Raw genomic sequence first — 22,515 nt, 5'->3', positions numbered from 1 at the left:
TTAATTGAAAGGCACCCACAACGTGAATGCCTTAACGAATCTTAACTGTTCTTTCTCGTTTCTATGGCACACCATGACCTTTTGATGCAACCCAAACTCGGTACCATTGCTCGCGGGTCAACTCGAGTTCAAGCGCACTAATTGCCGTTTTAACCCGTTCAATCTTACCAGAACCAATGATAGGTATAGGGTTCGATGGTAAACGTCGTACCCAAGCGTAAATCACTTGATCAATGCTCTCAGCGCCAACTTCTTCACGAATTGCTTCAAGTTCGTTTCGCACTCTAACCGCTTGCTCACTGTCCCCCGTAAAAATGCTACCGCCACCTAAACAAGACCATGCCATTGGACGAGTGCGCAGCATCTGCATTTGATCCAACGTACCGTCATGCGCTACTTCAAAGTTAAGTGGGTTAATTTCCACTTGGTTGGTCACAAGTGGTTTACCTAAGCGAGATTGTAAAAGCTCGAACTGACGAGGAGTGAAATTAGAAACGCCAAAATGCTTCACTTTACCGACTTTATGCAATTCATTGAAAGCCTCTGCAACTTCATCTGCATCCATGAGCAAATCCGGGCGATGAATCAGCAACACGTCAATTTCATTGACATTTAATCGTTGTAGAGAGTTATTTACTGATTGGTAAATGTGCGCAGAGCTCGTATCGTAGTGATTGATTTTACGCTCTGGTGTCTTCTCACCACATAAATTGATATCGCATTTGGTCACGATCTGAATTTGATCACGTATACTGGTATCGAGAGCAATTGCTTCGCCAAACAACGCTTCACATTCGTAGTTACCATAAATATCAGCGTGATCAACAGTGGTAATACCTAACTCAATATGTTGCTTTAAGAATGACAAACGCTCTTGAGCGGTCATTCCCCACTCTGCGATACGCCAGTATCCTTGGACCAGTTCCGAAAATTCCGGACCTTTTGGTGCAGTCACAACTTTTGCAACCATGGGTTTTCTCCTTTAGCTAAACTGAAATCATCCTAGCCTTGTTTTTTCATCGACTCAACGGGTAAACTTTCGCAATTCGAACTGGAGTACGATTTATGTCTTTTGCGCAGCGGTTAGCCTCATTGATTGGTGAAGAAACGATCAGCGGCTTTGCAAGACGTGTCGAGATATCTGAAGCTTTGATACGTAAATATTTAAAAGGCAGTGAACCAAGTTTAGCCAAAGCTAATCAAATTGCCTTACGAGCAAATTGCTCACTCGAATGGCTTGCCACAGGGTGCGGGTATCTGTATCGCCGTGCCGAGGTGGTAGACATGGAGGCATATAAACTCACCTATCAACATGTGATGGGGGAGCCACTCTCTAACAATGATGAAGAGAAACACCGTAAACTGATTGCTGGCTACCAATACTTACGTGCCCACAAAAAAGCCGACGGGTTTTTAGATGAATCTGCCATGACGACATTTCTGTCGCTGCATCAAGAAGCTAAAAACGAATAACATTTAACTGGATCATGTCGCCATCGCTATGCAACGAGACGTGTAAACGTGGTGATGACGACTTAAATTCATTCGCAGGGGTCCATTCTAAAATTCGAAACGCGTCTTGTGGGTAACGGTTCATCAACATAATGACCTCTCGATCCACCGCTTCGCTAGACTGGCTTTTCAAAGCTTCAACCACATCAAGTTGCTCACCTGCGATGGTTAACTTACGTAACACGAATCCATCCTTTCTTAAATTTAGAACCAAATCATTCCAATGTTGCCTGTGGTACTCAATTAAAAACGAAAACTGAGCATTCTGTTCACCTAATACCGCTTCACCATACAAATGCTGTTGATAGTACGAAAAGTCATCCAAACAAAAGGCCTCTGAATGACGGTCTGCGTCCGACAACGCTACTTCACATCGATACCACACTCCCTTATTTTCAATGTTTGATTTTAATTGAGAATAAGACAACGGGGACAAAATCTCTTGCCACCAACTTTCGGACGAAAGCACGGAGAAAGAGGTGGTTAAACAACAAGTGTAAAAGAGAACACAGAGATAAAATCGCATTGAGAGCTCAGCAATAAATGAGTGAGTAACAGACAGTATCGCCAAGTGGGAATAATTCAAGAAAAAACCGGAATTCAGGAGAAAATTAGTAATATGCAGTCTGCGTCTTTGAATGGGTTCAGTAACTTCTATCGCTAAATGACAACCATAAAGAAGGCGCACATGTGCGTGCGCCTCTGCCTCGTTACTCAATCGTGAGTCTGCGAATCGGGAAGTCTATAGATGCATCCCAAACAAAAAACGAGGAATTACTGTAGGGTTTGAATCCTTCCAAATTGTGAGTAAAACTTCACATCCCTCCTTCTTCAGCAGTTATGTTGCTTTACATTTAAAGAATGGTCCATTTTGCCCAAAAAACAAGTTTTATCGTCAAAATTTTTATCTTATTTTTTAAACAAGGGCTAAACGTTTCGCTGCATTACTAGGGTCTGACCTAAGCAAGGTTTTATGATTTGTCCCGTTGAGTTAGCATTATAAAACCGATAGCATAAAAGAGCTGAATAGATGAACAACAATTCAATATTGAAAAGCTAAATTGCATCTTTATTGATTAGGCCTAGACTGATCGAAGCGTATACTTTGTACCCCAACCCACTATATATCGGAATACCGGAGACTTTTTAATGACCAAGCGAGAGAAAATTGTTAAATCTGTGTTAGCGCACGTACCTAAAGACGCGATTAACCAGTTTGTCTCTCGAGGATCTGCTCCCATCTCCGTTCTCATCATGGCAGCTATGGTTGGCATACTTGCTGGCTTGGTTGGTACTTACTTTGAGCATGCAGTCCATTTTGTCTCCGAGACCCGAACCGAATGGTTGAGAGGCGAGATTGGTAGTGCACTTCCCCTTTGGCTCGCCGCTGTTCTTATCAGTGCATTGCTAGCTTTTATTGGTTATTTTCTTGTCCATCGTTTTGCGCCAGAAGCCGCAGGCTCAGGAATCCCTGAAATTGAAGGGGCGATGGACAATATCCGCCCAGTACGTTGGTGGCGAGTGATTCCCGTGAAGTTTTTTGGCGGTATGGGTGCTCTGGGTTCAGGTATGGTCCTGGGACGAGAAGGCCCAACCGTGCAAATGGGCGGTGCTGTTGGCCGCATGGTTACCGATATATTTCGAGTCAAAGATGATGATACACGCCACTCTTTGCTAGCCTCCGGTGCGGCAGGTGGCTTAGCTGCCGCATTTAATGCACCGCTGGCAGGCATCATGTTTGTTGTCGAAGAGATGAGACCTCAATTTCGTTACTCGTTGATCTCCATTCGCGCAGTGATTATCTCAGCCATTATGGCCAATATTGTGTTTCGTTCGATCAACGGTCAAAGCGCTGTGATCACCATGCCACAATACCAGCCACCAGAGCTTCAGACATTGTGGCTATTCTTGCTGCTAGGCGTCTTATTCGGAATTTTTGGGGTCGTGTTCAACAAGCTCATCACTCTTGCTCAAGATACATTTGTTGCAATCCACAAAAACAATCGTAAGCGTTACCTGATCACGGGCTCTATCCTAGGTGGCACATTTGGGTTATTACTTTTATACGTGCCACAGCTCACTGGCGGTGGTATCGATATTATTCCTGACATCACCAATGGCAATTATTCCATCACGATTCTCGGCTTGCTGTTTGTAGGTCGCGTCGTAACAACTTTGCTGTGTTTTGGCTCAGGCGCGCCAGGTGGTATCTTTGCGCCGATGCTCGCCTTAGGCACATTGTTTGGTTACGCCTTTGGTGCTAGCGCAGACGTGTTACTGCCGTCTCTAAGCATTGAGCCTGGTATGTTTGCGATTGCAGGCATGGGGGCTTTATTTGCCGCAACAGTACGTGCGCCCATTACTGGTATTTTACTTGTCATTGAAATGACCAATAACTATTACTTAATCTTGCCCCTCATCATTACTTGTTTGGGTGCGGTTATTTTTGCTCAGCTACTTGGTGGACAGCCAATCTATAGCCAACTGCTCCGCCGCACGCTCAAAAATGACAAACTACGCCAACAAGATCTGCCAGAAAACCAAGCCAATTAGTCCCACACATAACTCGCTAAACAGCCTTAGTTCAGCGATGGAGACTTGAGCGAAAACTGCAACAGTGAACGTTTCATTTTGAAAAGCTTTCACTTTTGCAGGTTTTCCTACCAGTTCGATACCAAACTCACAAAATAACGATTCTTTGATACTTCGTCTGCACCTTTTATAAGCAACCGTTGGGTAAACTTGTTAGTATTCGCGCCAAATAGAGTAGAGTAACTATAACTCTTAGTTTCATCTGTATTCATTCGGGCAAAGACTTTCGGAGTAGATTTGAACTGGCGAAGACTTGTACAGTTTTACAGTGTACCACCGTCACAAGCAGCGTTGGCGCTTGGCATAGTTGGCTTAGGCCAAGCATGGGCCCTGTATGTGCCAAGTATTGGTGAGCCAATACGGCCTTTCTTATCATTATTGGGAGCGATACTCCTCGCACCTGTACTCATCAAATATACGACTAGCCCACGGCTATTTATGGCAGACATTCGTCACCCACTTACTGGCAGTTTAATGGCACCAATGAGCATGGCGGTACTGATCCTGACCGACTACGTAGCTTCCGTGGCCCCCATCATCGCTTACCCAATATGGTTTGCGGCCGTTTTACTCCATTTTTCAATGATGGTGCTATTTTTTGGCTTTCAGCTCAAAAACTTTAAGATGTCGAACATTGTACCGAGTTGGTTCCTTTACCCCGTTGGCCTTATTAGTAGTTCGCTCGCTGGCTCTCAATTAGGCCATAATTTGTTTTCGGAGAGCCTTGCCCTGATATGCATCGGCATATACTTCTTCATGCTACCGCTGGTTTTATATCGCTTAGTGTTTTTTGGTTCGCTCCCTAAACGAGCAAGACCAACCCTTGCAATTATGGCTGCACCAGTAAACCTGTCACTTGCAGCGTATTTGGTCAATTTTCCGGAACCTGATCCAATATTGACAGGCGCACTGGCAGGCATCGCCATCACAATGACCTTGCTCATTTATCTGTGCTATTTTCGCTTGTTGCGTTTGAAGTTTCAGCCCTCTATCGCTGCTGTGACTTTTCCTTCAGTGATCAGCGCTATTGCGATGCATCGATTGACTTCATTTTTCGCGGAAGCTCACCCACAGTGGCATTGGCTGCACGATTTTGGCTTTCTCGAACTTAGCATCGCGACAGTCTTGGTCGTTTGGGTATCGGCGGGGTATGTAAAAATGTACTGGCCAGAAATAGTCCATAATCGGTCTAAACAAGCATAAAAATAGGCCTCATCGAGGCCTATTTTTTTGATTCAGAACCAAACTACGTTCATCCAGTAAATTTGGCCATGAAGTTACCGATGTTAGTCAAGCTCGACGCTGCCATCACGACCACAATGGCAACGCCAGTCAACGTGAGATACATAGGATGCTGATAGTCTCCAACAATATCTTTTCGTTTTGTCGCAACAAGCACAGTGCCTAATACGATTGGCAGAATAATGCTGTTAACCAAACCAGCAAGCATCAATAAAAGAATTGGCATGTTCATGGTTACGGTACCGAGCGAAGTAATAATGATGAACCCTATACACCATGCTTTTTCATGACGAGCAACGACTGGAAACAAAGTCTTAATGAGTGAGATTGCCATGTAAGAGTTACCGACTACAGAGGTGATAGAAGCCACAAACAGTACCAGCCCAAAAATGAAGTAACCCAATTGCCCGGCTCCCTGACGGAAAGCATCTGCTGCCGGATTAGACGCATCTAACGTCGCACCTGTTGCAATCACGCCAAAGACAGCAAGGAACAACAAGATACGGATCACCACCGCGATTGAGATACCTGCCCATGCAGTCGCTTTGATTGATGGAACGTTCTCCTTGCCCTTTAAGCCAATATCAACGAGTCTCTGAGCGCCTGTGTAGTAACCCCCTACCGCACCACCAACAATGGTCAACGTTGGTAAGAGCAAGCTGCCTACATCAGAAGGCATCACGGCAGCACTTAAGGTTTCACCCATGGGTGGTAAGCTTGTCATCGCCACATAAGCAATCAAGATGATCATGAACAAACCGAGGTAACGGGCCATCTGATCCATTCGCTTCGATGCGTTATGAACCACAAACAACAAACATCCAACCAATCCCGTAAAAAGTGCGCCCCAAGTCGTATCAACACCGGTGAGTACATTGATACCAAGAGCCGCACCGCTTACGTTACCAAAGTTAAAGGCGACGGCACCCAACGCTAGCAAAATACCAACACCATAGCCCATACCCGGGGCTACCTTATTAGCAATATCTTGAATACGCATGCCAGAAACACCAACAATGCGCCATAGGTTCATCACAATACCAAAGGTAATAAAGATGGATGCGAGTACAGGAAAGGCCATGTCTATTTGATAGATATTGGTAAAGACGGCAGTTTGCGTCAGAAAGCCGGGGCCGACTGAAGTGGTCGCCATTAAGAATGCGACGCTTAGCATGGCTTTATTTTGCCAATTGGTTTCTGCTACGGGACTGGATATAGAGGTAGTTTTGATGGTGCTTTGTGTCGTCATGCCAATTCTCAATTTTGTTGTCTTCCTATTATTATAAAAATAGAAAGACAACTGACCGAGATCAGCTGAGCTTAGAGGATATCTCTTTCAAAACAAATGATTACAAGTCTGTAGCCACTCGTTGGGCGCATATACTAAAAGTATCTATTGTGACTGTCAACACAGAGTTGTATAAATTTTTTTATTACAACCAACTTACCCTATTTCTGCTTCTAAACAACAAAAAACGCAGGCGTTCAAGGGTAAATGAGGGTGTCTGTATGCTTTGTGTCTGATACTCAATGTCGAAAGGATTAACGCTCTAACTGACAGAATAATCCCTAAACTATCGCTTCGCTTAAAAACCAGACTCACCGTGTGTAACACAGTTCTTAAGGTTAATTAGATGTATACATAAAAAAGAGGATGACTACTGCCATCCTCTTCTTCGTCGAATTTTTTGCTTATCTTAAACCGTGTAAAAACTCAGCACGTGTTGCTGGGTTGCTTTTGAAAATCCCACCCAGTGCCGTTGTTGTCGTTTCACTGGTTGCATCCATCACTCCACGTGATTTGACGCAATAATGCGTTGCATCGATGGTAACCGCAACATCATCGGATTCAAGTAATGTTTGCAGAGCAGTTAAAATCTGCTGAGTCATGCGCTCCTGAACTTGAGGACGCTGAGCGAAGAAGCGAACAATTCGATTAATTTTCGATAAACCGATAATTTTACCACGAGGGATGTAGGCGACCGCAGCTTTACCATCAATGGTCACTAAGTGATGTTCACAAGTGCTGGTTACCGTAATGTCTTTCACACGTACCATTTCACTGACATTCATCTTGTTTTCAATAACAGTGATTTTAGGAAAGTTAGAATAGTCCAAACCTGAGAAAATTTCGTCGACATACATTTTCGCAATACGGTGTGGCGTTTCTTCCAAACTGTCATCAGTTAGGTCAAGTTGAAGCAGGCCTAAGATCTCACGCATATGATATTCGATCTTTTCCTTTTTCTCTTCACGGCTCGCATTATTAGGACGCATTGGCGTTTCTAATCCGCGTTCCTCTAGCGCTTCTTTTACTAACTTCGCTGACTCGCTGAGACCTGACATGGCACTTCCTCTTTGATTACTACCACTAACGGATTGACATTCAATCGCCGTTTGCTCACCGTTAGCGTTTCAGTCACTCAGTGCTATGTTTATATCGCATAAACCGAGCAGTAAAGCGTGTTCGCGAATAAACATCATATGTTAAGAATGCACTGGGCTGTTTTCTCCCGCCCTACAAGGATTTTACCCCCTTAGGATGGGTGACAAGGATACTCGGATTTTTTAATAATTACATCCATATTTTACGGATGGATATACTTGTATACCCAAATGACTTCAGGATGCTTGGGTATCCACTACGCGCTTTTATGGTAAAGTTATCTTAAAACATAAGAATATAGGATTATATCAATGGGCTGTTGTGACGCTCCTGGCTTGATGCCAATTGAAGAGGCGATGGATAAAATGCTGTCGCGAATTAAACCAATCCAAACGACACTTTCACTGCCAATCGCGGATGCACTTGGTTACGTATTGGCTGAAGACGTCTTATCTCCTATTGATGTTCCGCCCTTCGACAACTCAGCAATGGATGGATATGCCATTCGCCGTCAAGACCTTGAGACTTCCAAGGTGTTACCACTAGCGGGAAAATCGTTCGCAGGTCAACCATTTGAAGGGGATTGGCCACAAGGCACTTGCATACGCATTATGACGGGCGCCAAAATACCTGAAGGATCTGACGCGGTGATCATGCAAGAGAATACCGATGTCACAGAAAGCGGCATTCTCTTTAAACAGGCAGAAATCAAACCCCAAAACAACATTCGCCCTATTGGAGACGACATTAAGCAAAACGACCTCGTATTAGCACAGGGCGTACGTTTAACGCCACGCGATATTCCGATGATTGCTTCACTTGGGATCAGCCATGTCACGGTGGTTCGTAAACCCAAAGTGGCTTTCTTCTCGACTGGCGATGAACTCAAGCCAGTAGGCGAGAATTTGAGTGAAGGACAAATATACGATAGCAATCGCTACGGTATTAAGCCTTTAATTGAGAACTTTGGTTGTGAAGCGGTGGATCTCGGCATCATCCCTGATTGTCCAGAAACATTAAAGTCAACCTTCGAGCAAGCCCAAATGCTGGCCGATGTCGTGGTGACCTCAGGCGGTGTCAGTGTCGGTGAAGCAGATTACACCAAAGACATTCTTGAGGAACTTGGAGAAATTGGCTTTTGGAAATTGGCAATTAAGCCCGGTAAACCTTTCGCGTTTGGCAAGCTTTCCACCGCCTGGTTTTGTGGCCTGCCAGGTAACCCAGTTTCTGCAATCATGACCATGTATGTTTTGGTTCAGCCAATGCTGGCAAAACTCGCTGGACATACGCAGTGGAAAGCACCAGAGTCTATCCCAGCCACCACTAAGACTGCCTTTAAGAAAGTGCCAGGAAGAACCGACTACCAACGCGGCATCTATTCAATACAAGATGGGCAATTCGTAGTCGAAACCACCGGAAACCAAAGCTCCGGCGCATTTCGTTCAATGAGTTTAGCCAACTGTTTTGTCGTACTAGAGCGTGAGCGTGGCCGTGTCGAAATTGGCGAAACAGTCAACATCCAACTGTTTAATTCAACGCTTTACTAGGTACATGTTGTGGATATTCTATCTGATCAAGAAATGCTGCGTTATAACCGTCAAATCATCCTGCGACAGTTTGACTTTGATGGGCAAGAAGCGCTCAAGCAGAGCTCTATACTGATATTAGGTGCAGGCGGTTTAGGTTGCGCGAGTAGCCAATATTTAGCCACCGCTGGCGTTGGTAGCATGACGTTAATTGATGATGACATTGTCGAATTATCTAACCTCCAACGCCAGGTGTTGCACCACGATTCGGATATTGGCAGATACAAAGTTGACTCTGCCGCGGATGCGTTGCACATGCTAAATCCTCACCTCAAAGTCAATACCATTGCCAAGCGACTCGGCGATCTCGAACTGCAATCATTGATCGAACAGCACACGGTGGTAGTAGACGCATCTGATAATGTCGACACTCGTAATCAACTAAACCGTTTGTGTTTCATTACTAAAACACCGTTAATATCCGGCGCAGCTATCCGTATGGAAGGACAAGTGAGTGTTTTCACCTACGAAGATCCTAAACAACCTTGTTATCAGTGCTTAAGTGCGCTTTTTGGCAGCGCTACTTTAAGCTGTGTAGAAGCGGGCATCATGGCGCCAGTCGTAGGTATTGTCGGCGCGGTACAAGCAATGGAAGCCATCAAAGTGATTGCCAATTTTGGCCAACCTAAAAAAGGGAAGGTGTTAATTCTTGACGCACTGAGTATGTCTTGGCGAGAGATGAACTTAACGAAAATGCCTAACTGCCCAGTCTGTGGCTAACTTATACGAAATGCTTGGAGTTCCATATTGGACAACCCCAAAACGTACATTTTGGTTTTTGCTTGCTTGAGCGCCATGTTATTACTGCTTTTGTTGATACCGCCTTCTACAGAGAAAACCGTTTCAGCCACAGTGATTAGCAATACGTTAACCCAGTCTTTAGATGGACAACGACGTTACTTGACGATTGATGCGGTCACGACGGGGCAACAGCGCGTTTCCGTCCCCATCAGCGTATCTTGCTCGGAAGGCGCAACCGCAACGTTTAAGCAGGCAACAGATAGCGCTATTAAGCAGCCACTCTCATTGATAAGCTGCGAGTAAAAAGCACTGAAAGGAATCAATCATGCAACCATTGATAGACGTACAACAACTGCAAACGCTTTTAGAACAACCCAACGTAAAAATCTTGGACGCGAGTATTCGATTTCAAATCCCTTCTGAAGGTAAAAAGATATCAAATAAATGGATCCCGGGCTCACTGCGCTTCGATTATGACAATGAGTTTTGTCTTAAAGACACACCTCTTCCTCATATGATGCCAACCGAAGAAGCGTTTAATGTTCGCGCACAGGAAATGGGATTAAACAACGAAGATCATATTGTTGTTTATGACAACTCAGGAACACTCGCCTCACCTCGCGCATGGTGGATGTTTAAAGCCATGGGTCATCACAATGTCACTATTTTGAATGGTGGATTACCAGCATGGCTTGATGCGGGCTTGCCCACCGTAGAAGAACTGGCCACCCCAAACGGACAGGGTAACTTCAATGGCAAACTTGATAACAGCGCATTTTTAGACGCACAAGCCGTGCTTACCCATTCTAATAATCAAAGCGCAAACATCATTGACGCCCGCTCAACAGCTCGTTTTTACGCAGAGGTCCCAGAACCGCGCAAAGGCATCCGCAGTGGACACATCCCTAATTCCGTGTGTTTGCCTTTTCAAACACTGTTAGCCGAGGGGCGGATAAAGTCCATACCTGAATTAGACAAAGCGTTTAATGCACTCAAGTTGAATAATGAGAAGCCGTTTATTTTCAGCTGTGGTTCAGGAGTGACAGCTTGTATTTTACTGTTAGCAGCCTATCAGTTAGGCAGGCATAACCTCTCTGTCTATGACGGTTCGTGGACTGAATGGGGGGCAAGTGATTCCCTTCCAATTGACCATAACGGCCACTAGTTCGGCCTTGAAGCGCCGAGTAAAAACGCCTTCAATAATGAAGGCGTTGATATTTTTACTTCGTCATCCTCATGATGCATTTGGAGCTGGGCTGTCTGGCTGACGATAGTTAAGCAGACATACAGCAATTATCACCACCAAGGCAACCAATCGGTAGATATCAGACATAAATAAAACACCCAATGCCATTGCGAGTAACACGGCTCGCTGCCACTGTTGCAGTGGAGCAAACAGACGGCCTTCAATGCCTCCCGCAAACGCGACAATCAGACTGATGGTCGAAATAATACCAATCACAAAATGCACGGGCTCACCATCAATCCAGATCAATCCCGAAAAAGCCATCATCGCGGGGATCAAGAAAAAGCCCTGAGCCAACTTAAACGCCTGAACGGCAGAGCGCATTGGAGAGGCGTTCGCAATCCCTGCCCCTGCAAACGCAGCCAAAGCGATAGGCGGTGTCACATTTGAAGTTTGAGATAACCAGAACACGATCATATGCGCAGTTAAGATCCCCAACCCAAAGTCCATCAACGCAGGAACCGCCATTATCGATAAAACGATATAGGCTGCCGTGACGGGTAATCCCATACCGAGAACCACAGCCGCTACTGCAATTAACGCAAGTACCGACCAAAGGTGTCCTCCAGACATCGCGATAAGAAATTGAGTAAACTGCAAACCAATTCCAGTTTGACCAACAACGCCGACCACAATACCGGCAGTTGCACAGGCAACAGAAATAGGAATAGCAAGCAACGCTCCTTCTCTGAGGCCTTCAAAAAATAGCTTCACGTTAATACGACTGTGTTTGCGCGTCATCGCTGCGACAAGAATAGCCACACAACCAATGACTCCCACTAGAATGGGCGAATAGCTCATCATCAATAATGTAGTAATTAAGATGAGCGGAACTAAATAATGCCAGCCATCTTTTAACACCGTAGATATTTGTTCTTTGACTGCCATACCTTGCAGTCCCAGCTTACATGCCATCAAATGGACATATAGCAATGTACAGGCGAAATACAAAATTGCCGGCGCGATAGAAACCAATAAGATATCGCTGTAGGGAATCCCGGTAAATTGCGCCATCACAAAAGCTCCCGCTCCCATAACTGGCGGCATGATCTGCCCACCCGTTGACGCAGCAGCTTCAATACCTGCGGCTTGCTCTGGCTTATAGCCGAGCTTTTTCATCATCGGTATCGTTAATGACCCAGTAGTTACGGTGTTAGCAATCGCCGAGCCGGAAATAGAGCCTAATGCCGCTGATGCAACTACACTTGCCTTAGCTGGCCCACCTCGATATTTACCCGCTAACGCGAATGCCATATCAATGAAGAACTGGCCAGCTCCAGTGACCTGAAGAAATGCACCGAATAACACAAAAATAAAGACCACACCCGCCGCTATTGCGAGTGGCGCGCCATAAACCCCATTGGTGGAGTAAATGTGGAAACGGATGATCTCTTCGATTGAAAACCCTTTGCTCGCTACGTTACTTGGCAACACATCACCAAACATGGCATAAGCCAAAAATGACGCTGCGATCACCACCATGACGAGCCCAACAGTGCGCCTTGTTGCTTCGAGCAACATTACGATTAATATAACACCAGCGGCTTGATCTACCGTGCCCAAGCCATCCAGTAAGAACGTAATGTCATCGTAATCAAATATCGCGATTTGTAAGGACGCCCAACACGTCAAAGTAACAAGAGCAAAGTCAATAACTCTGCCCAATAGATAAATAGGGAACGAACTTTTGGTTTTAAAAGTGGGATAGACTAAGAACGCAATCGCCAATACCCAACTAACATGGATAGGACGAAATACAGGGGCAGATAAACTAGCAACAATCCCCTGCCAAATTTGAAAGACGGATAAAGCGATAGCCGCAATAGCGGCTATCGAAAGTATCACATCAGTAATTTTCTGGTTACTCGGATGAATATGACTCATCGCTTACTCCATGTAACGATTCATGCCCATACAAACGATGATAATTAGATACAGCCGCTTATATGATTACTTCTTAACATGAATTACTTCTGTTGTTCCTGTAGGTATTTCATAGCACCCGGATGAAGCGGCACACCTTCAAGCTTAGCCATGTTTTCAATGGTGGTGAACTTGGTCACACCTAACACCTGACGAATGTCATCAATATGATCAAACGTTGTTTTCGTAAGCTGGTAGGCCATGTCTTCGCTCATGTTCTTATTCACGACCAGCACATTCCAAACGGCTGGTACTTTAAATGCAGGCACTTTGTTGTAAGAGTCTGCCGGAACATCGAGTTCCAGATAAGATGGGTAAGCGGCTGCAATCTGTTTTAGTTCATCATCACTGAAGCTCAAAACGCGAATGTCACGAGTCAACGCAAGCTCGGTAATCGCCCCGACACCCACACTACCTACAATAACACCAGCATCGATTTGGTTGTTGGCGATTGCGCTTGTAGTCGCGGTGTAGTTAAGAGATTGGGCTTTAATATCATCTTCTGTCACGCCCAAGGTGTTAAGGATATTGATTGCACTAACACGCGTACCTGACCCAGGAGCGCCTAGCGAAACGCGCTTGCCTTTTAGATCAGCGACAGACTGAATGTCAGAATTTGCAGGAACGATAAATTGAACCGCATTCGGATACAAAGCAAACAATACTGACACGTCCATTTTACGTGGAAAAGGCTTTGTACCTTCATAGGCTTGTAAAACAACATTACCTTGTGCGATACCAACCAATTGTTTGTTAGTAGAAACTTTAATCGTATTTTCAACCGATGCCGCCGTCACCTCAGCTCGCATGTTGAAGTCAGATAAATTTTCACTCCAGATCTTGGCCAACATGCCCCCCAGAGGATAATAAGTACCACTCTGACTACCAGTACCTATCGTATAATTCTCAGCCATCGTTGACGTTGAAAACACGACAGCAAGTGCTATTAGCCCATTCCTTAGTGCCTGGTACATAAATACTCCTTGTTCTTATTGATTGTTTTCTTATTGATTATTAGAGCGAACGAACCTCTATAAACCTCTTTCAGCAACAATGCGTTAATTCGTATCGGAACACTCCGGTGTAACAAACCACTTGCGCTGAACTAAGCTCATTGAGGTGACTTGGATATGCTCCATAATGTTATGATATGCATAAGAAGAAATAGCAAACGTACGTTCAGTGAAATGAGAGATTCGTACGCAAAACGTCCAATAAAGAACACAATTGAAATGAATATAGACTCATCAGACCGGGGTGAAAACGCGCTAAGCTTAGAGTCGGTAAGAGAGGTTCGAACTCTTTAAGCCGAGGCAGGTGAGCTCGAACCCTTGGGGTTGGATCGGTAGAAAAGTCAGCAATTGGCTGAAAGCAACAACTTAACAGGCCACCACTACGCCTCAGCTTTGCCGTTCATCTGCTCATCGAGATTGAGAACAGTTAACGCATTACTCACGCTTGTTGCAATCACATCGATTGCGCCTGTCCTTAATGCGCCAAGTAACGCCAGTGGCTTACTGTTTTCAGCGGCAATAGCGATCACTTCCGATACTGAACGAAATTCATCAATGCCAAGACCAATGATTCGATCACTCATAACGGTCTTCGCCGATTTACCATTGATATCGAAGAAATCATAGCCAGCGAAATCACCGACCACACCTTGCATCATGCGTGATTGCACCACTTCTTCCGCAGTAAACCATCCAAGGTCAACCATATAACTGTTTTCACTCATATCGCCGATACCAACCAGTGCGACATCAGCTTTACGGGCAAGATCTAGGGTCTGCTTAACGGTCGCATTTTGCATAAAGGCGAGTTTCTGCTCTCGGTTTTCGGCATACGCAGGTGCATACAACGTTTCCGAAGTCCCACCGTAACTTTTAGCAAACTGGCGGCAAATGTGATCGGCGTTAAACATGCCGCCACGCGGATGAATACCACCGATACCACACACAAATTTCACGTCTCTTTGGGGAATAACGCCAACGTGATGCGCAACTGCAGACACATTCCTCCCCTGGCCTACGGTCACTACGGTTCCGCTCTGCAGAGAACTGGCCATGTATTTTGATACTAGTCCAGCAACTTGTAGTCGCTGCTGTTCCTCACTTGGCTGATCCAGTGCCACCAGCGCTCGCTTTATTCCAAAACGCTCAATAAGGCGCTGTTCAATCTTTGCACTAAATACTGGATGGTATTTTACTGTGATTTCAACGATCCCTTCATCCCTTGCTTGCTTGAGCATTCTTCCCACTTTCGCACGGGAAACCGCAAATTTTTTTGATATCTCTTCTTGCGTTGCCCCTTCCTGATAATAGGCAACCGAAATTTCGGTCAAAAGATCGGTGTTTTCGGCAGAAACCTCAGTACTGGATTTACTCATATTCAATCTGATTCACTCATGTTAGCCCTCAAAAATAGGGCAAATACTCAGCACGCTTACAAGCGCTCACATACTTAGCATATGTCATAGCCCTACTCGACATCAACATTTGCTCATCACAAAAACAAATTCTCACCACTATAAAACGAGTTTTTATTATGCCTCCAAGCTATAACACATATAGGCAAACGTTTATTTCTGTACACCTGATTATACATTGAGAAAAATAGTTGATGAATGTCACTTTCCCTCCCTATCAACAATTGACATTTGGTCTATATAAGATAATTATGGAGCCATCATTTACTCAGACAAAGAACAAATGCTCACAGCAAATGTTCTTACGCTGGGAAGGTTAAAAGTTAGCGGATAGTACAAATACCCATTTATATCGGCTAACACGCTTGCAAATGCACTCTTCATGCTTTTAGCAAAGTATGAGCCCATGAAATAGGATGATCGTAATGAGCAATAAATTAGAGCAACTTCGTAAACTAACCACTGTAGTCGCTGACACGGGTGAAATCGACGCAATCAAAAAGTACCAACCAGAAGATGCGACAACTAACCCTTCTCTGATTCTAAAAGCGGCTCAAATTGCTGAGTATGCACCTCTGATCGATGCTTCTATTGCGTACGCAAAAGAACAAAGCGACGACAAAGCACAACAAGTTCAAGACACTTGTGACATGCTTGCTGTAAACATTGGTAAAGAAATCCTAAAAACGATTCCAGGTCGTATCTCTACAGAAGTTGATGCTCGCCTTTCTTACGATATGGAAGGCAGCGTAGCGAAAGCTCGTCAGCTCGTGAAAATGTACAATGATGCTGGTATCACTAATGATCGTATCCTAATTAAACTGGCTTCTACTTGGGAAGGTATCCGCGCAGCAGAAATCCTAGAAAAAGAAGGCATCAACTGTAACCTGACGCTTCTATTCTCTTTCGCTCAGGCACGCGCTTGTGCTGAAGCTGGCGTATTCTTAATTTCACCATTCGTTGGCCGTATTATGGACTGGTACAAAGCGAAAGAAGGCCGCGACTTCGAAGCTTCAGAAGATCCAGGCGTACTGTCTGTAACGAAGATCTACAACTACTACAAAGAGTACGGCTACAAAACTGTCGTAATGGGCGCAAGCTTCCGTAACATCGGTGAGATCCTAGAACTGGCTGGCTGTGACCGTCTAACTATCGCGCCTGCTCTACTTGCTGAGCTAGAAGCGGCAGAAGGCGAAGTGGTTGAGAAGTTGGTTGACTCTAAAGGCGCAGCTGAGCGTCCTGCACCAATGACTCACTCTGAGTTCCTATGGGAACACAACCAAGACCCTATGGCGGTTGAAAAACTGGCTGAAGGTATCCGTAACTTTGCCGTTGACCAAGGCAAACTAGAAGCGATGATCGAAGCTAAGCTTTAATTGCTTACCAAAAGCGAGTAGCCCGTCTACTCGCTTTTACCATCAGCGCTTATTCAATATTTTCTATTTGAACTTGTTTCGACGAGTTCCCTCTATTTAAACCCTTATCGAGAAGTAATCACTATGGATCGTAAATATCTAGCAAATGCAATTCGTGCGCTAAGCATGGATGGTGTTCAACAAGCTAACTCTGGCCACCCAGGCGCACCTATGGGTATGGCTGATATCGCTGAAGTTCTTTGGCGTTCTCATCTAAATCACAACCCATCTAACCCAGAATGGGCGGATCGCGACCGTTTTGTATTGTCTAACGGCCATGGTTCAATGCTGATTTACTCTCTTCTACACCTTACAGGTTATGAGTTGTCGATTGACGACCTGAAAAACTTCCGTCAACTTCACTCAAAAACGCCAGGCCACCCAGAGTATGGCTATGCACCAGGTATCGAGACAACAACAGGTCCGCTAGGCCAAGGCATCACTAACGCTGTTGGTATGGCGATCGCTGAAAAAGCGCTAGCAGCACAGTTTAACAAAGAAGGCCACGACATCGTTGATCACTTCACTTATGCATTCATGGGTGATGGCTGTTTGATGGAAGGCATCTCCCACGAGGCATGTTCTCTTGCTGGTACGCTAGGTCTAGGCAAACTGATCGCATTCTGGGATGACAACGGCATCTCTATCGACGGTCACGTTGAAGGTTGGTTCTCTGATGACACACCTAAGCGTTTTGAAGCGTACGGCTGGCACGTTATTCCTGCGGTAGACGGTCACAATTCTGAAGCTATCAATGCAGCAATTGAAGCGGCAAAAGCAGACCCACGCCCAACTCTTATCTGTACGAAGACAGTGATTGGCTTTGGCTCTCCTAACAAGTCTGGCTCTCACGACTGTCACGGTGCACCTCTAGGTGCGGAAGAAATCGCAGCAACACGCAAAGAACTCGGTTGGGAGCACGGTCCTTTTGAAATTCCGCAAGAAATCTACGCAGAATGGTCAGCGAAAGAAACAGGCGCAGCTAAGGAAGCAGCGTGGAACGAGAAATTTGCAGCTTATGAAGCAGCGTACCCTGAGCTGGCAGCTGAGTTCAAACGCCGCGTAAATGGTGAACTACCTGCACAGTGGGAAGAAAAAGCAAGCCAAATCATTGCTGACCTTCAAGCAAACCCTGCGAATATTGCCTCACGTAAAGCGTCTCAAAATGCACTAGAAGCATTTGGCGCCATCATGCCTGAGTTCATGGGCGGCTCTGCTGACTTAGCGCCTTCTAACCTCACTATGTGGTCTGGCTCTAAGTCTCTAGAAGCAAGCGACTTCTCGGGTAACTACATCCATTACGGTGTACGTGAATTCGGTATGACTGCGATCATGAACGGTATCGCATTGCACGGTGGTTTCGTTCCTTACGGTGCAACATTCCTAATGTTCATGGAGTATGCACGTAACGCAATGCGTATGGCGGCTCTGATGAAAATTCAGAACATCCAAGTCTACACGCACGACTCTATCGGTCTTGGCGAAGACGGTCCAACTCACCAACCGGTTGAGCAAATGGCTTCTCTACGTCTTACGCCAAATATGAGCACTTGGCGTCCATGTGACCAGGTTGAGTCTGCAGTGGCTTGGAAACTGGCTATCGAACGTAAAGATGCGCCAACCGCGCTTATCTTCTCTCGTCAGAACCTAGCACAACAAGAGCGTACCGCTGAGCAAGTTGCTGATATCGCAAAAGGGGCTTACATCCTGAAAGATTGCGAAGGCAAACCAGAGCTTATCCTGATTGCAACAGGCTCTGAAGTTGAGCTTGCAGTAGAAGCGGCTGCGCAGCTATCGGCAGAAGGTAAGAAAGTACGCGTTGTTTCAATGCCATCAACGGATGCATTCGACAAGCAAGACGCAGCTTACCGTGAAGCAGTACTACCATCAGATGTCACTGCACGTATCGCTATTGAAGCGGGCATCGCAGACTTCTGGTACAAGTACGTGGGCTTTGGCGGCAAGATCATTGGTATGACTACTTTCGGTGAATCTGCACCAGCAGGCGAACTGTTCAAGATGTTTGGTTTCACAACTGAAAATGTTGTAAACACAGCCAAAGAACTGCTCGCTTAATCTAAGATTTGCACTCTACAGTTTATATAAACCCCCTACTGTTTTCAGTGGGGGTTTTCATATAATCACGACATAAACCGGATTGTGTCTACTTGTGCTCAAACCTGAGTGCTAGCTGATAAAAATCGTTAACCTGCTCTTTCAGGTCAATACTGCTTTGTTCAACAGAGTGTGTGGCAGCTAAGTTTTGTTCCGCAGTCGAGGCAATAGATTGAATATGCAGGTTTACATCACTCGCCAGTTTTAGCTGATTATCGGCAGTCTGTGCCACGTTGATCATCAAGCCACTCATCGATTGCATCATTTGTTCGACTTCTGACAAGCGGAGTGTACTTTGTTCAGCAATCTCAGTGCAGGCATCTGTTTGATCTTTATTTTCGATGATATCTTTTTGCCAACTCTGAATCGTCGAGAGCATAGTAGAAAGCGACGCTTGAATTTGCTCTGTGGCATTCGATGTTCTACCTGACAGAGCACGCACTTCATCGGCAACCACGGCGAAGCCTCGTCCTTGCTCCCCCGCTCTTGCCGCTTCAATCGCGGCGTTTAAAGCTAACAAATTGGTTTGTTCGGCAATACCACCAATTTCCTCCATCAAATGATTCACTTTCTGAGCCTGATCGCTGAGATGATAAGTGGTTTCCTTGGCTTTTTCTGCTTGGCGCGATAACTGAGCCAAGTTGTTGTTGGTTTGCTCTATGGTTTCTTTCGCCATTAAGCACGAGTTGAGCGTACCATCAATCAGTTTGTGAGCATCATTGGTGCTGGAGGATGCGGAGTTTGCTGAAGACTCTACTTCTTGCATCGCATCTCGAACTCTTTGTATATCTTCATTTTGCTGATTCAATGCAGTGTGTACTTCAGACGTCGTTTGGCTCAAGCTTTCTGCACACGCTTGTAATGGTAACGCGGAGTCTGTCATACGTCCCAAAACCGTTCGGATTCGAGCTGACAGCATTTTGATATGAAAATCTGCAACAGAAAATGCAGTATTACCCGAATAAATGGTACGACTGACACTGTCATATTGATTTCGTAACCGCTTCAATTGCTTAGGGGTATCGATCAAGTCTTGACGAAACAACAATGCTAAGATCCCCGCTGGCATAAGATTCGCCAACCAAGCGAAAGGACCTTCTATGCCAAATGCATAAGCTAAGGCCGGCGCGGCCAATGCTCCTATTAGAATGACATAGCGTAACATGTCATTTACTTTAAAAGTCCAACTGCGTCCAGTTGTTTCGGCAGTTTTCATTCTTTTGTAGACTTTCTCGGCAATATCTACCCACTCTCGCTTCGGCTTAACGCGCACCGATTGATAACCTACTATTTGGTTATTTTCATAAATTGGCGTTACATAAGCGTCAACCCAATAATAGCCACCCGATTTGGTTCTATTTTTCACCATACCGCGCCATGCCTTTCCTTGTTTCAAGCGCGCCCACATGTCGCCAAATGCGCCTTTAGGCATATCGCTATGACGAACGAGGTTATGATTTTGACCGACTAACTCTTCAAAGCTGTATTCTGCCACACGACAAAACGCTTCATTACAGTAAGTAATCACGCCTTGCAAATCTGTCGTAGAAACGAGTTCTTCAAATTCTCCTACAAGCGTTTCATTGGTGTTATTTATTGAGCTATCTGACATCAACACTGCCTCTAATTGTTATAGTTTTATCATTCAATCGAATAGTCAGCATTGGTCGTAAACGATTGCGTCGAAGAAGTTAATACTTTATCGACAATAAATCTAACCACTTAACACTAAAGTGCTATTTAAATGAGTGACGAAACACACAAAACAACCAAGTTGTGAATAAGATGTAAACTTGATTAACTCTCACTCTAATAGAAAAGGAGGATTGTTTGATCGGTAGATGGCTTTAAATCTAGTGTGTTTTAAAACAGACAGTTTTCATGTTTAGTTAGAGGGCATAAAAAAGCCCCCAATAACTTTATTTCAAGTTATTGGGGGCTTTTACTATCACTGGGAGATATGACAGTCTGTATCGTAGTAGTTATCGGTTACGACGCGCTTTTACTGCGTCTGAGAGCTGGCGTAAGACAGTTTCGGTATCTTCCCAGTTAATACACGCGTCGGTAATAGACTGACCGTAAGTTGAGGCTTTGCCATCAATAAGATCTTGTCGACCTTCCACTAGATGTGACTCTATCATCACACCAAAAATTGCATCTTCACCACCAGCAATTTGTTCTGAAACATCATCAGAAACAAGCATTTGACGCTTAAATTGCTTCGAGCTGTTCGCGTGACTAAAGTCGATCATGACTTTTTTCGGTAACTTAGAAGCTTCTAACTCATCTTTGATCTTAGCGACATGGGCGGCGCTGTAATTTGGTTCTTTACCACCGCGCAAAATAATATGACAGTCAGGGTTGCCCGCTGTTTCTACAATCGCAGAATGACCATATTTCGTTACGGATAAGAAATGGTGAGATGAGCTCGCAGAACGAATCGCATCACTTGCTATTTTGATATTACCGTCAGTACCATTCTTAAAACCAACAGGGCACGATAGACCAGACGCCAGTTCACGGTGCACTTGAGATTCGGTAGTACGAGCCCCAATCGCCCCCCAGCTAATTAAATCTGCAACATATTGAGGCGTGATCATATCGAGGAATTCGCTCGCGGTTGGTAACCCCATGTCGGTTAGGTCTAGCAGAAGCTTACGACCTATACGCAGACCATCATTTAATTTGTAGGTGTCATTTAAGTAAGGGTCATTAATAAGTCCCTTCCAACCAACGGTTGTACGCGGTTTTTCAAAGTAGACGCGCATGACAACTTCGAGTTGTTCACCCAGTTCGTCACGTAATACTTTCAGCTTTTTTCCGTATTCCACAGCAGCTTCAGGATCATGAATCGAACAAGGGCCAACGATAACAAGTAATCTATCGTCCTTCCCTTCTAAGATATTGTGAATGGCGTTACGGCAATCAAAGGTCGTTGAAGCAGCGGTTTCAGTCGCAGGAAACTTCTCTAATACGGCAACAGGTGGCAATAACTCTTTAACTCTATTAATTCTTACATCATCAGTTTGAAACATTACTTCTACATCCTAGTTATTTTCCAGTCCTTTAAGTGCCAACTGAATTCACTGCCATATTGTTCATAAAGCAAGCAGCAGCAAGGGCTCTGGGTTCATCTTTTTCTATTGATTGGTGTAACTTATCGACTTACACGCAGCGTTGCAAACACTTTTTACAAAAAAAAGCAAACAAACGGCATGCGTTAACTTTTAAGCACATTGTAAATATTAATTTACACTTACAAAATTGGCTACAAGTTCAAATTAATTAGAGATTTTTTTATACACTTAAAAATCTTGTCTACAATGTAA

The 22,515-nt window shown here is 44.8% G+C and carries 18 protein-coding genes; 9 read left to right on the top strand and 9 right to left on the bottom strand.

The window, feature by feature from the left end; translation table 11 throughout:
• Nucleotides 1-61: 61 nt before the first annotated feature.
• Nucleotides 62-970 (bottom strand): aldo/keto reductase, encoded by a 909-nt coding sequence (locus tag ONE56_RS15275; protein ID WP_423840972.1) that lies wholly within the window; start codon nt 968-970, stop codon nt 62-64.
• A gap of 95 nt (nt 971-1,065) precedes the next feature.
• On the opposite strand from ONE56_RS15275, the gene ONE56_RS15270 reads away from it, so the two are divergent.
• A complete protein-coding gene (locus tag ONE56_RS15270) occupies nt 1,066-1,473 on the top strand; it encodes a transcriptional regulator (RefSeq protein WP_041153808.1) in 408 nt (135 codons plus the stop codon).
• Here ONE56_RS15270 and ONE56_RS15265 read toward each other — a convergent pair.
• On the bottom strand, nt 1,460-1,897 hold the full coding sequence (locus tag ONE56_RS15265) for a hypothetical protein (protein WP_423840971.1): 438 nt from the start codon (nt 1,895-1,897) through the stop codon (nt 1,460-1,462). The genes ONE56_RS15270 and ONE56_RS15265 overlap by 14 nt on opposite strands.
• Nucleotides 1,898-2,661: 764 nt before the next feature.
• On the opposite strand from ONE56_RS15265, the gene clcA reads away from it, so the two are divergent.
• Together clcA and ONE56_RS15255 are read left to right on the top strand one after the other, a co-directional pair.
• Entirely contained in the window at nt 2,662-4,065 is a 1,404-nt protein-coding gene (gene clcA, locus ONE56_RS15260) for a H(+)/Cl(-) exchange transporter ClcA (protein WP_331439036.1), read from the top strand.
• 276 nt (nt 4,066-4,341) lie between these two features.
• Complete coding sequence (locus ONE56_RS15255) at nt 4,342-5,307, top strand: TDT family transporter (RefSeq protein ID WP_423840970.1); 966 nt, start codon at nt 4,342-4,344, stop codon at nt 5,305-5,307.
• A 49-nt stretch (nt 5,308-5,356) separates the two neighbouring features.
• Here the strand turns inward: ONE56_RS15255 and ONE56_RS15250 are convergent, their stop codons facing one another.
• A complete protein-coding gene (locus ONE56_RS15250; protein WP_041153810.1) occupies nt 5,357-6,595 on the bottom strand; it encodes an NRAMP family divalent metal transporter in 1,239 nt (412 codons plus the stop codon).
• Nucleotides 6,596-7,038: 443 nt separating this feature from the next.
• Nucleotides 7,039-7,692 carry a GTP cyclohydrolase I FolE gene (gene folE, locus ONE56_RS15245; RefSeq protein ID WP_041153811.1) on the bottom strand — a complete coding sequence of 218 codons (654 nt, stop codon included), beginning with the start codon at nt 7,690-7,692 and terminating at the stop codon, nt 7,039-7,041.
• 351 nt (nt 7,693-8,043) lie between these two features.
• On the opposite strand from folE, the gene moeA reads away from it, so the two are divergent.
• Genes moeA through ONE56_RS15225 form a run of 4 tightly spaced genes read left to right on the top strand, consistent with a single transcriptional unit; the run spans nt 8,044 to nt 11,224 of the window.
• Nucleotides 8,044-9,279 (top strand): molybdopterin molybdotransferase MoeA, encoded by a 1,236-nt coding sequence (moeA, locus tag ONE56_RS15240; RefSeq protein ID WP_041153812.1) that lies wholly within the window; start codon nt 8,044-8,046, stop codon nt 9,277-9,279.
• A 9-nt stretch (nt 9,280-9,288) separates the two neighbouring features.
• The gene (moeB, locus tag ONE56_RS15235) at nt 9,289-10,038 is read left to right on the top strand and encodes a molybdopterin-synthase adenylyltransferase MoeB (protein ID WP_423840969.1); all 750 of its coding nucleotides are present in this window, start codon (nt 9,289-9,291) and stop codon (nt 10,036-10,038) included.
• Nucleotides 10,039-10,065: 27 nt separating this feature from the next.
• A complete protein-coding gene (locus tag ONE56_RS15230; protein ID WP_041153814.1) occupies nt 10,066-10,362 on the top strand; it encodes a hypothetical protein in 297 nt (98 codons plus the stop codon).
• A 22-nt stretch (nt 10,363-10,384) separates the two neighbouring features.
• Nucleotides 10,385-11,224: a sulfurtransferase gene (locus ONE56_RS15225; RefSeq protein ID WP_423840968.1), complete on the top strand. Its 840-nt coding sequence runs from the start codon at nt 10,385-10,387 to the stop codon at nt 11,222-11,224.
• Between the two features lie 69 nt (nt 11,225-11,293).
• Here ONE56_RS15225 and ONE56_RS15220 read toward each other — a convergent pair whose 3' ends face one another.
• The 3 genes from ONE56_RS15220 to ONE56_RS15210 all read right to left on the bottom strand — a co-directional run bounded on the left by ONE56_RS15220 (nt 11,294) and on the right by ONE56_RS15210 (nt 15,617).
• Nucleotides 11,294-13,189, bottom strand: a complete 1,896-nt coding sequence (locus ONE56_RS15220; protein WP_423840967.1) for a TRAP transporter permease — start codon at nt 13,187-13,189, stop codon at nt 11,294-11,296.
• Between the two features lie 83 nt (nt 13,190-13,272).
• Complete coding sequence (locus ONE56_RS15215) at nt 13,273-14,202, bottom strand: TAXI family TRAP transporter solute-binding subunit (RefSeq protein WP_041153817.1); 930 nt, start codon at nt 14,200-14,202, stop codon at nt 13,273-13,275.
• A 419-nt stretch (nt 14,203-14,621) separates the two neighbouring features.
• A complete protein-coding gene (locus tag ONE56_RS15210) occupies nt 14,622-15,617 on the bottom strand; it encodes a sugar-binding transcriptional regulator (RefSeq protein WP_331439042.1) in 996 nt (331 codons plus the stop codon).
• 464 nt (nt 15,618-16,081) lie between these two features.
• Here ONE56_RS15210 and tal point away from each other — a divergent pair, with 464 nt between their 5' ends.
• Entirely contained in the window at nt 16,082-17,032 is a 951-nt protein-coding gene (gene tal, locus ONE56_RS15205; RefSeq protein ID WP_041153819.1) for a transaldolase, read from the top strand.
• A gap of 123 nt (nt 17,033-17,155) precedes the next feature.
• The gene (gene tkt / locus ONE56_RS15200) at nt 17,156-19,147 is read left to right on the top strand and encodes a transketolase (protein ID WP_423840966.1); all 1,992 of its coding nucleotides are present in this window, start codon (nt 17,156-17,158) and stop codon (nt 19,145-19,147) included.
• An 88-nt stretch (nt 19,148-19,235) separates the two neighbouring features.
• Here the strand turns inward: tkt and ONE56_RS15195 are convergent, their stop codons facing one another.
• Nucleotides 19,236-20,798 carry a methyl-accepting chemotaxis protein gene (locus ONE56_RS15195; protein ID WP_423840965.1) on the bottom strand — a complete coding sequence of 521 codons (1,563 nt, stop codon included), beginning with the start codon at nt 20,796-20,798 and terminating at the stop codon, nt 19,236-19,238.
• Between the two features lie 370 nt (nt 20,799-21,168).
• A complete protein-coding gene (gene aroG, locus ONE56_RS15190) occupies nt 21,169-22,221 on the bottom strand; it encodes a 3-deoxy-7-phosphoheptulonate synthase AroG (RefSeq protein WP_331438595.1) in 1,053 nt (350 codons plus the stop codon).
• Nucleotides 22,222-22,515: the final 294 nt, after the last annotated feature.

The organism is Vibrio mytili (assembly GCF_049563345.1).
GTDB lineage: Bacteria > Pseudomonadota > Gammaproteobacteria > Enterobacterales > Vibrionaceae > Vibrio > Vibrio mytili.
Note: the sequence above shows the minus strand (reverse complement) of the source record. Positions and strands in the feature narration are given on the sequence as shown.

What these genes read in the sequence shown, in the direction of transcription:
- ONE56_RS15275 (WP_423840972.1), bottom strand. Translation starts at nt 970, where the DNA reads ATGGTTGCAAAAGTTGTGACTGCACCAAAAGGTCCGGAATTTTCGGAA.
- ONE56_RS15270 (WP_041153808.1), top strand. Translation starts at nt 1,066, where the DNA reads ATGTCTTTTGCGCAGCGGTTAGCCTCATTGATTGGTGAAGAAACGATC.
- clcA (WP_331439036.1), top strand. Translation starts at nt 2,662, where the DNA reads ATGACCAAGCGAGAGAAAATTGTTAAATCTGTGTTAGCGCACGTACCT.
- ONE56_RS15250 (WP_041153810.1), bottom strand. Translation starts at nt 6,595, where the DNA reads ATGACGACACAAAGCACCATCAAAACTACCTCTATATCCAGTCCCGTA.
- folE (WP_041153811.1), bottom strand. Translation starts at nt 7,692, where the DNA reads ATGTCAGGTCTCAGCGAGTCAGCGAAGTTAGTAAAAGAAGCGCTAGAG.
- moeA (WP_041153812.1), top strand. Translation starts at nt 8,044, where the DNA reads ATGGGCTGTTGTGACGCTCCTGGCTTGATGCCAATTGAAGAGGCGATG.
- ONE56_RS15225 (WP_423840968.1), top strand. Translation starts at nt 10,385, where the DNA reads ATGCAACCATTGATAGACGTACAACAACTGCAAACGCTTTTAGAACAA.
- ONE56_RS15220 (WP_423840967.1), bottom strand. Translation starts at nt 13,189, where the DNA reads ATGAGTCATATTCATCCGAGTAACCAGAAAATTACTGATGTGATACTT.
- ONE56_RS15215 (WP_041153817.1), bottom strand. Translation starts at nt 14,202, where the DNA reads ATGTACCAGGCACTAAGGAATGGGCTAATAGCACTTGCTGTCGTGTTT.
- ONE56_RS15210 (WP_331439042.1), bottom strand. Translation starts at nt 15,617, where the DNA reads ATGAGTAAATCCAGTACTGAGGTTTCTGCCGAAAACACCGATCTTTTG.
- tal (WP_041153819.1), top strand. Translation starts at nt 16,082, where the DNA reads ATGAGCAATAAATTAGAGCAACTTCGTAAACTAACCACTGTAGTCGCT.
- tkt (WP_423840966.1), top strand. Translation starts at nt 17,156, where the DNA reads ATGGATCGTAAATATCTAGCAAATGCAATTCGTGCGCTAAGCATGGAT.
- ONE56_RS15195 (WP_423840965.1), bottom strand. Translation starts at nt 20,798, where the DNA reads ATGTCAGATAGCTCAATAAATAACACCAATGAAACGCTTGTAGGAGAA.
- aroG (WP_331438595.1), bottom strand. Translation starts at nt 22,221, where the DNA reads ATGTTTCAAACTGATGATGTAAGAATTAATAGAGTTAAAGAGTTATTG.